The following is a 7,852-nucleotide window of genomic DNA, read 5'->3' on the forward strand; positions in this document are numbered from 1 at the left end:
GCGTCCCCGCCGGCCTCCGCGGGGTAACGGAGGCCGGCGGGGAAGGGCTTTCCCCTACGCCGCCTTCAGGCGGTCGAGGACCCAGGCGTTGATGAACGCCTCCTCGCGCCAGGAGTCGTACCGGCCGCTGGGGCCGCCGTGGCCGGCGCCCATCTCCGTCTTGAGCAGGTAGTCGCCCCGGGGGGCGACCGCCCGCAGCCGGGCGATCCACTTTGCCGGCTCGTGGTAGAGCACCCGGGTGTCGTTGAGGCTGGTCACCGCGAGGATGGCCGGGTAGTCCACCGCCGCCACGTTCTCGTACGGGGTGTACGACTTCATGTACGCGTACACCTCGGGGTCGTCGAGGGGGTTGCCCCACTCCTCCCACTCGGTGACGGTCAGCGGCAGCGACGGGTCGAGGATCGAGGTGAGCGCGTCCACGAAGGGCACCTGCGCGACGATGCCGGTGAACGCCTCCGGGGCCAGGTTGGCCACCGCGCCCATCAGCAGGCCGCCGGCCGAGGCGCCCCGGGCCACCAGCCGGTCCGGCGACGTCCAGCCCGAGCCGGCCAGGTGCCGGGCGCAGGCCACGAAGTCGGTGAAGGTGTTCTTCTTGGCCAGCATCTTGCCCTCGTCGTACCAGCGGCGGCCCAGCTCGCCGCCACCCCGGATGTGCGCGACCGCGAAGATGACGCCCCGGTCCAGCAGGGAGAGCCGGGCGATGGAGAACCACGGGTCCATGCTCGCCTCGTACGAGCCGTACCCGTAGATCACGCAGGGGGCGGAGCCGTCGCGCGGGGTGCCGGCCCGGCAGACCAGCGAGATCGGCACCCGGGTGCCGTCGTCGGCGAGCGCCCAGTCCCGGTGCTGCTCGTAGTCGGCGGGGTCGTACTCCCGGCCGTCCGGACCGGGCCGGACCGGCTTGCGCCGGCGCAGCACCAGCTCCCGGGTGACCAGGTCGTAGTCGTACACGGAGTCGGGGCTGACCAGCGAGGCGTAGCGCAGCCGGACCTGCCGGGTGCGGTACTCCGGGTTGCTGTCGAGCCCGACGCTGTAGATCGGCTCCGGGAAGTCGATGTCGTGGCCGTCGCCGCCGCCGACCGGCAGCACCCGCAGCCCGGTCAGCCCGTTGCTGCGCAACGAGACGACCAGGTGGTCGGCGAAGGCGTCCACCGACTCCAGCCGGGTGCCGGGGGTGTGCGGGATCAGCGGCACCCAGTCGCCCGGCGCGTCCGCCGAGGTGAACGCCAGGGCGAAGTCCTCGGCGTCGTGGTTGTGCAGGATCAGGAAGCGGTGCCCGTGGTGCTCGACGCTGTACTCGACGCCCTGCCGGCGGGGGGCGACGAGGGCCGGCTCGCCGGTGGGGTTGCCGGCCGGGATCACCCGCACCTCGCTGGTGATCTTGCTGTGGCTGTCGATCAGGATGAACTTCTCCGACCGGGTTAGCTCGACGCCCACCCAGAAGCGCTCGTCGTCCTCCTGGTGGACCACGACGTCCTCGGCGGCCCGGGTGCCGATCAGGTGCCGCCAGACCCGGTTTGGCCGCCAGGCGTCGTCCACGGTGACGTAGAACAGCACCGAGGCGTCCGCCGACCAGGCGGTGCCGTAGGAGGTGTCGGGCACCTCGTCGGGCAGCACCTCGCCGGTGCTGAGATCCTTCACCCGCAGGGTGAACCGCTCGTCGCCCGAGAAATCCGTCGAGTACGCCAGCCACCGGCCGTCGGGGCTGACGTCGAACGTGCCGAGCGAGAAGAAGTCGTGCCCCTCGGCCAGCAGGTTGCCGTCGAGCAGCACCTCCTCGCCGTCGAGCGGGGCGCCGTCAACGCTCACCGGGGGCTCGGTCTCGCCGTCGCGGACGGCCCGGCGGCAGTGCACGCCGTACTGCTGGCCCTCGACCGTGCGGGTGTAGTACCAGTGGGTGCCCTTGCGGGTCGGCACCGACAGGTCGGTCTCCTGGGTGCGGCGCCGGGTCTCCTCGAACAGGGTTCCGCGCAACTCCTCCAGGTGCGCGGTGCGCGCCTCGGTGTACGCGTTCTCCGCCCTCAGGTGGGCGATCATCTCCGGGTCGTCCTTGGCGGCCAGCCAGGCGTACTCGTCGACGACCGCGTCGCCGTGGTGGGTGCGCTCGCTGGGGACCTGCTTGGCGACGGGCGGGATCTCGGTGGTCACGCCGGTCAGGTTACCGGCCGGCCGGGTTGCCGTCGGGGCGCTGCGGCGGCCCGGCGAGGTGTTCCCCCTGCGCCCGGCTCCTTCGCGGGGGCCGGTGGCCCGACGTCGCGCGCGGCACCCCGCCGCTTCTTTCGAACACCTGTACGATAACCACCATGGCGGCAGCAGCGCGGTCGACCGGCCGGTCCGGGGCAATGGGCATCACTCGTCGACTCACCGAGATCTGCGGTCCCTCCTTCGCCCGCTTCGCCGGGGCGGCCGACGAGGTCGCCGGGCGGCCGGCCCGGTGGGTGGCGGTGCCCGGCGATCCGTCCGCCGCGGCCGAGGTGCTCCGGCTGGCCGCCGCCCACGACCTGGCGGTGGTGCCCCGGGGCGCCGGCACGAAGATCGACTGGGGTGCCGCCCCGGAGCAGGTCGACATCATGCTCGACACCGGCCGGCTGGCCGGCATCGGCCATCAGCCGGCGGGCGCCCAGGTGGCCGAGATCGGCGCGGGCACCCCGCTGCGCGCGGCCCAGGCGGCCCTGGAACGCACCGGGCAGCGCCTCGCCCTCGACGCGCCCTCGCCCGGGGCGACGGTCGGCGGGGTGCTCGCCGCCGACGAGTCCGGCCCGCTGCGGCACCGCCACGGCGGCCCCTGCGACCAACTGGCCGGGGTGCGCTACCTGGGCGCCGACGGCGAGCTGACGAGCGCGGGCGGCGGCGCACCCGGCCTGGAGCTGGCCCGGCTGCTCTGCGGCTCGCAGGGCGGCCTCGGGGTGCTGGTCTCGGCCACCCTGCGGGTGCAGCCGGTGCCGGCCTGCCAGTCCTGGGTCACCCGCCCGGTGGGGAGCCCGCTGGAGCTGCCCGACCTGGTCCGGTCGGTGCTCGCCGCCCGGCTCGACCCGGCGGCCGTCGAGCTGGACCTGCCGGCCCGGGCGAACCGGGTGCGCCCGGCTCCGCACCCCGACGACCCGGCGGCGGCTGCCCGCGCCCGACACCCCTCGATGTTCCGCCGCGCGGCGCCGCCAACCGGGGCGGGCACCCTGGCGGTGCTGATCGAGGGCGGCCCCGCCGACGTCTCCGAACGGGCGGACAGCCTGCTCGCCCTGCTCGGCGACGAGGCCACCGTCGGCCACTCGCCGCCGCCGTGGTGGCGGAGCTATCCGTTCGGCCCCGGCGAGACCGCGCTGCGCATCGAGGTGCCGACCACCGACCTCTACGCGGCCGTCTACGCGCTGCGCGACGCGGCCGGCGGCCCGGTCCCGATCCGGGGCTCCGCCGGGCAGGGCGTCGTGCACGCGGCCCTGCCGGGCTCCCTGCCCGCCGAGCGGGTGGCGTCGATCGTCACCGGCGTGCGCCGGGTGCTGCTCGCCCGGCGCGGCCGGTGCGTCGTGGTGGCGGCGCCGCCGCCGGTGCGCCAGGCGGTCGACCTCTGGGGCGAGCTGGCCTCGCTGCCCCGGCTGCGGGCGGCGAAGGAATACCTCGACCCGCACCAGCGCCTGGCCCCCGGCCGCCTCCCCGGCGGCCTGTGACGCTGGGCGGCGTGACCCGAAGCCGCCGTCCCCGGGCTCAGAGCCCGTCGTTGCGCAGCACCAGGATGGCGATGTCGTCGCGGGGCGCCTCGACCGAGAACCCGATCGCGGTCGAGCGCAGCCGGGCGGCCACCACGTCGGCCGAGTACCCGGCCAGTGGCGCGGCGGACTCCCGCAGCCGATCGGTGCCGAACAGCTCCCGGCCCCGCCTGCGCTCGGTCACCCCGTCGGTGTAGAAGATCAGCGAGTCGCCCTGGGCGAGCGTGACCTGCGCCGTCGGCGAGCTGATCGCGTCGAGCAGGCCGAGCGCGGTGCCGCCGGCGCCGACGAAGTCGGCCCCGTCACCGGCCCGCAGCAGCACCGGCCGGTCGTGCCCGGCCAGGTGCAGGGCCACGTCCAGCCGGCCGCCGTCGCCCGGCCCGACCGCCGCCAGCGCCAGCGTGCAGTAGCGCCCGCCGCCCCGCTCGACCAGCGTCTCGTTGAGCCGGCTCAGGACCTCCGGCAGTGGCTTGCCGTCGCCGACCAGCACCCGGATGACGTCCCGGACCAGGCCGGTGACCGTAGCCGCCTCGACCCCCTTGCCGGACACGTCGCCGACCACCACCAGCCAGCGCCCGTCGGGCAGCGGGAGCACGTCGTAGAAGTCGCCGCCGACCTCCGCTTCGTCCCCGGTCGGCACGTACTCGGCGGCGAAGCCGATGCCCTCGACGACCGGCAGGGCCGGCGGCAGCAGCGACTGCTGGAGGGCCTGCGCCACCCTGCGCCGCTCGGCGTGGATGCGGGCGTTCTCGATGGCCAGCGCGGCCCGCCGGGCCACGTCCTCCAGCACGGCGACCTCGTCGGGGTCGTGCCGGTGGCGCTGGTGCCGGCCGACCGCGAGGGTGCCCAGCCGCTGGCCGCGCGCCACCAGCGGGACGGCGAAGCCCTCCATCGGCCCGCCGAGCGGCACCTGCGACCCGGTCCGGGACGCCTCGCGCAGCCGGGCCTGCACCGAGTCCGTCCCCGTCTCCCGGAGCACCTTGTGCAGCTGCGGCAGCACCGACTCGTCGGCGTGGGTGGCCGCCGCGAGCCGCAACTGCCCCCACTCGTCGGCGGTGTGCACCGCGCACCACTGGCCGAGGCGGGGGACCACGAGCTGCGGGATCAGCGCCATGGTCAGCTCGACGTCCAGGGACTGGGCCAGCAGCTCGCTCGCCTCGGCCAGGAACGTCAGCCAGGCCTGCCGGCGGACGTTGGCCCGGCGCAGCCGGTCGTTCTCCAGGTGCAGCGAGAGCCGCTCGGCGGTCAGCACCGCCAGCGGCCGGGCGTACGTCGAGGGGGCGGCGTCCAGCTCCAACTCCCCGGCGTACGGCCGGTGCACCGCCAGCGGAACCTGGAGCAGCTCGTTGCCGGCGCGCGGGGCGCGGCCGTAGCGGGCCAGCACCTGCGTGCCCTGCCCGTCGCCCCGGTCCAGCCGGACCACGCCACCGGCCGCGCCGACCATCTCGGCCAGCCGGGTGAGCAGTTCGGTGGCGAACTCGGGCAGCGGGTCCTCGGCGTACTGGTCGGGAGCGGTCTGCATCAGCTCGCTCATCGCCCCGGCGCTCGGCCCCGGGTGCTCGGTGACCGGTCCGCCGCCGGAGCGGGCGGTCGCCGGTCCCCACCCGCCGGCGGGCGGCGGGCCGGCGACCGGCTGCCCGGCGGCGTCGCGCCGGTCGAGCCGGAACCACACCCCCTTGCCCGTGGGCAGGTACGTGGTGCCCCACCGGCTGGCGAAGTGGTCGACCAGCAGCAGCCCGCGGCCCCGCTCGGAGACCTCGTTGATCTCGGAGCTGTCGTTGCGGACGCCCACGGTCAGCTCGTCGACCGAGCCCGCGGCGAAGTCGGAGACGGTGACGGTGAGGCCGGTGTCGTCGGCGACGACCTCGATGTCCAATTCCGTGCGGGCGTGCTCGACGGCGTTCGTGGTCAGCTCGGTGGTCAGCAGCAGGGCCTCGTTGAGCAGGTCGTCGAGGCTCGCGGCGGCCAGCACGGACCGGACCAGGGCGCGCGCGGCGGCCGGGGTCCGCCGGTCGGCGGGCAGCCGTACCCGGCGGATGCGCTCGTCTGGACCGCCTGAGGTCGTCGGTCCCGCCTCCGCTGACACCTTCGTATCCTCCACCTCGGCCCGGCCGTAAGCCAATCCGACCCGGATGACGTGTCGAGGACCGTCGCCCGCCCGGGGGATCGCCGGGGCGGTGCGGGCTCCGGCGGCCGTCGGCCCGGCCGGCCGGGTTCCCCAAGCCGTGAGCTGCTTCGACGCGAGGGCGGTCCGGCGGGCGGCGCGGCGCGGCATCGACGCTCGGCCGGGCACAATGATGGGATGGCCGGTGTGCCGGCAGGCCCCGGCGGCCCCGAACTGAGCGAGGAATGATGACCACGGCGAAACACTCGGTAGCCGCGGACCCGTCCGCGCCGGACCAGGCCGCCCTGCTCGGCGAGCTGGCGGAAGCGCTGCGCCGGATGCGCGGCGGTGACCTCAAGGTCCGCCTGCCCCGGCGGGCGGGCGCGGCCGGCGAGGTGGCGGACGCGTTCAACGACGTGGTGGCCCTCCAGGAGCGGCAGCACCTGGACCTGCGCCGGATCAGCCGGATCGTCGGCCGGGACGGCCGGCTCACCGAGCGTCTCGACGAGGAGGGGCTGGAGGGCTCCTGGGCGGAGGGGCAGCGCGCGGTCAACTCGCTGATCGACGACCTCGGCCGCCCGACCACCGAGATCGCCCGGGTGATCGTGGCCGTGGCAGACGGCGACCTCTCCCAGCACATGGCGCTGGAGATCGATGGCCGGCCGCTGCGCGGCGAGTACCTGCGGATCGGCCGCACGGTCAACACGATGGTCGACCAGCTCTCGTCCTTCTCCAACGAGGTGACCCGGGTGGCCCGGGAGGTGGGCACCGAGGGCAAGCTCGGCGGCCAGGCCGACGTGCGCGGGGTGGCCGGCACCTGGAAGGACCTCACCGACTCGGTGAACACCATGGCGTCGAACCTGACCGGCCAGGTGCGGTCGATCTCCCAGATGGCGACGGCGGTGGCCAAGGGCGACCTGTCGCAGAAGATCACGGTCGGGGCGCGCGGCGAGGTCGCCGAGCTGGCCGACACCATGAACTCGCTCACCGACACGCTGCGACTCTTCGCCGAGCAGGTGACCCGGGTGGCCCGGGAGGTGGGCACCGAGGGCAAGCTCGGCGGCCAGGCGGAGGTGCCGAACGTCGCGGGCACCTGGAAGGACCTCACCGACAGCGTCAACTCGATGGCGTCGAACCTGACGGCCCAGGTGCGCAACATCGCCCAGGTGTCCACGGCCGTCGCCCGGGGCGACCTGTCGCAGAAGATCACCGTCGCCGCGCAGGGCGAGATCCTGGAGCTGAAGGACACCGTCAACACGATGGTGGACCAGCTCTCGTCGTTCGCCGACGAGGTGACCCGGGTGGCCCGCGAGGTCGGCATCGAGGGCAAGCTGGGCGGCCAGGCCCAGGTGCGCGGGGTCTCCGGCACCTGGCGGGACCTCACGGAGAACGTCAACCAGCTCGCCGGCAACCTGACCAGTCAGGTCCGCAACATCTCCCAGGTCTCCACGGCCGTCGCCAAGGGCGACCTGAGCCAGAAGATCACCGTGGACGCGCAGGGCGAGATCCTGGAGCTGAAGAACACGGTCAACACGATGGTGGATCAGCTGTCGTCGTTCGCGGACGAGGTGACCCGGGTGGCCCGTGAGGTGGGCACGGAGGGCAAGCTGGGCGGCCAGGCGCAGGTGAAGGGCGTCTCGGGCACGTGGCGGGACCTGACGGACAACGTGAACTCGATGGCTTCGAACCTGACGTCGCAGGTGCGCAACATCGCGTCGGTGACCACCGCCGTGGCGAAGGGCGACCTGTCGCAGAAGATCACCGTGGACGCCCGGGGCGAGATCCTGGAGCTGAAGTCGACGGTGAACACGATGGTGGATCAGCTGTCGTCGTTCGCGGACGAGGTGACCCGGGTGGCCCGTGAGGTGGGCACGGAGGGCAAGCTGGGCGGCCAGGCGCAGGTGAAGGGCGTCTCGGGCACGTGGCGGGACCTGACGGACAACGTGAACTCGATGGCTTCGAACCTGACGTCGCAGGTGCGCAACATCGCGTCGGTGACCACCGCCGTGGCGAAGGGCGACCTGTCGCAGAAGATCACCGTGGACGC

The 7,852-nt window shown here is 74.3% G+C and carries 4 protein-coding genes; 2 read left to right on the plus strand and 2 right to left on the minus strand.

Annotated features, from left to right (window positions below; all coding sequences use genetic code 11):
- Positions 1-54 precede the first annotated feature (54 nt).
- Positions 55-2,148, minus strand: a complete 2,094-nt coding sequence (locus GVV04_RS16945; protein WP_161688992.1) for a S9 family peptidase — start codon at positions 2,146-2,148, stop codon at positions 55-57.
- Positions 2,149-2,303: 155 nt separating this feature from the next.
- Between GVV04_RS16945 and GVV04_RS16950 the strand changes: the two genes are divergently transcribed.
- On the plus strand, positions 2,304-3,662 hold the full coding sequence (locus tag GVV04_RS16950) for an FAD-binding oxidoreductase (RefSeq protein WP_161688993.1): 1,359 nt from the start codon (positions 2,304-2,306) through the stop codon (positions 3,660-3,662).
- 37 nt (positions 3,663-3,699) lie between these two features.
- Here GVV04_RS16950 and GVV04_RS16955 read toward each other — a convergent pair whose 3' ends face one another.
- Positions 3,700-5,787 carry a SpoIIE family protein phosphatase gene (locus tag GVV04_RS16955; protein WP_161688994.1) on the minus strand — a complete coding sequence of 696 codons (2,088 nt, stop codon included), beginning with the start codon at positions 5,785-5,787 and terminating at the stop codon, positions 3,700-3,702.
- A gap of 263 nt (positions 5,788-6,050) precedes the next feature.
- On the opposite strand from GVV04_RS16955, the gene GVV04_RS33165 reads away from it, so the two are divergent.
- Positions 6,051-7,852, plus strand: a 1,802-nt coding sequence (locus tag GVV04_RS33165) for a HAMP domain-containing protein (protein WP_407938808.1), incomplete at its 3' end; no start/stop codon positions are given.

The organism is Micromonospora rubida, from assembly GCF_009908295.1.
In the GTDB taxonomy this organism is placed as follows: domain Bacteria; phylum Actinomycetota; class Actinomycetes; order Mycobacteriales; family Micromonosporaceae; genus Micromonospora; species Micromonospora rubida.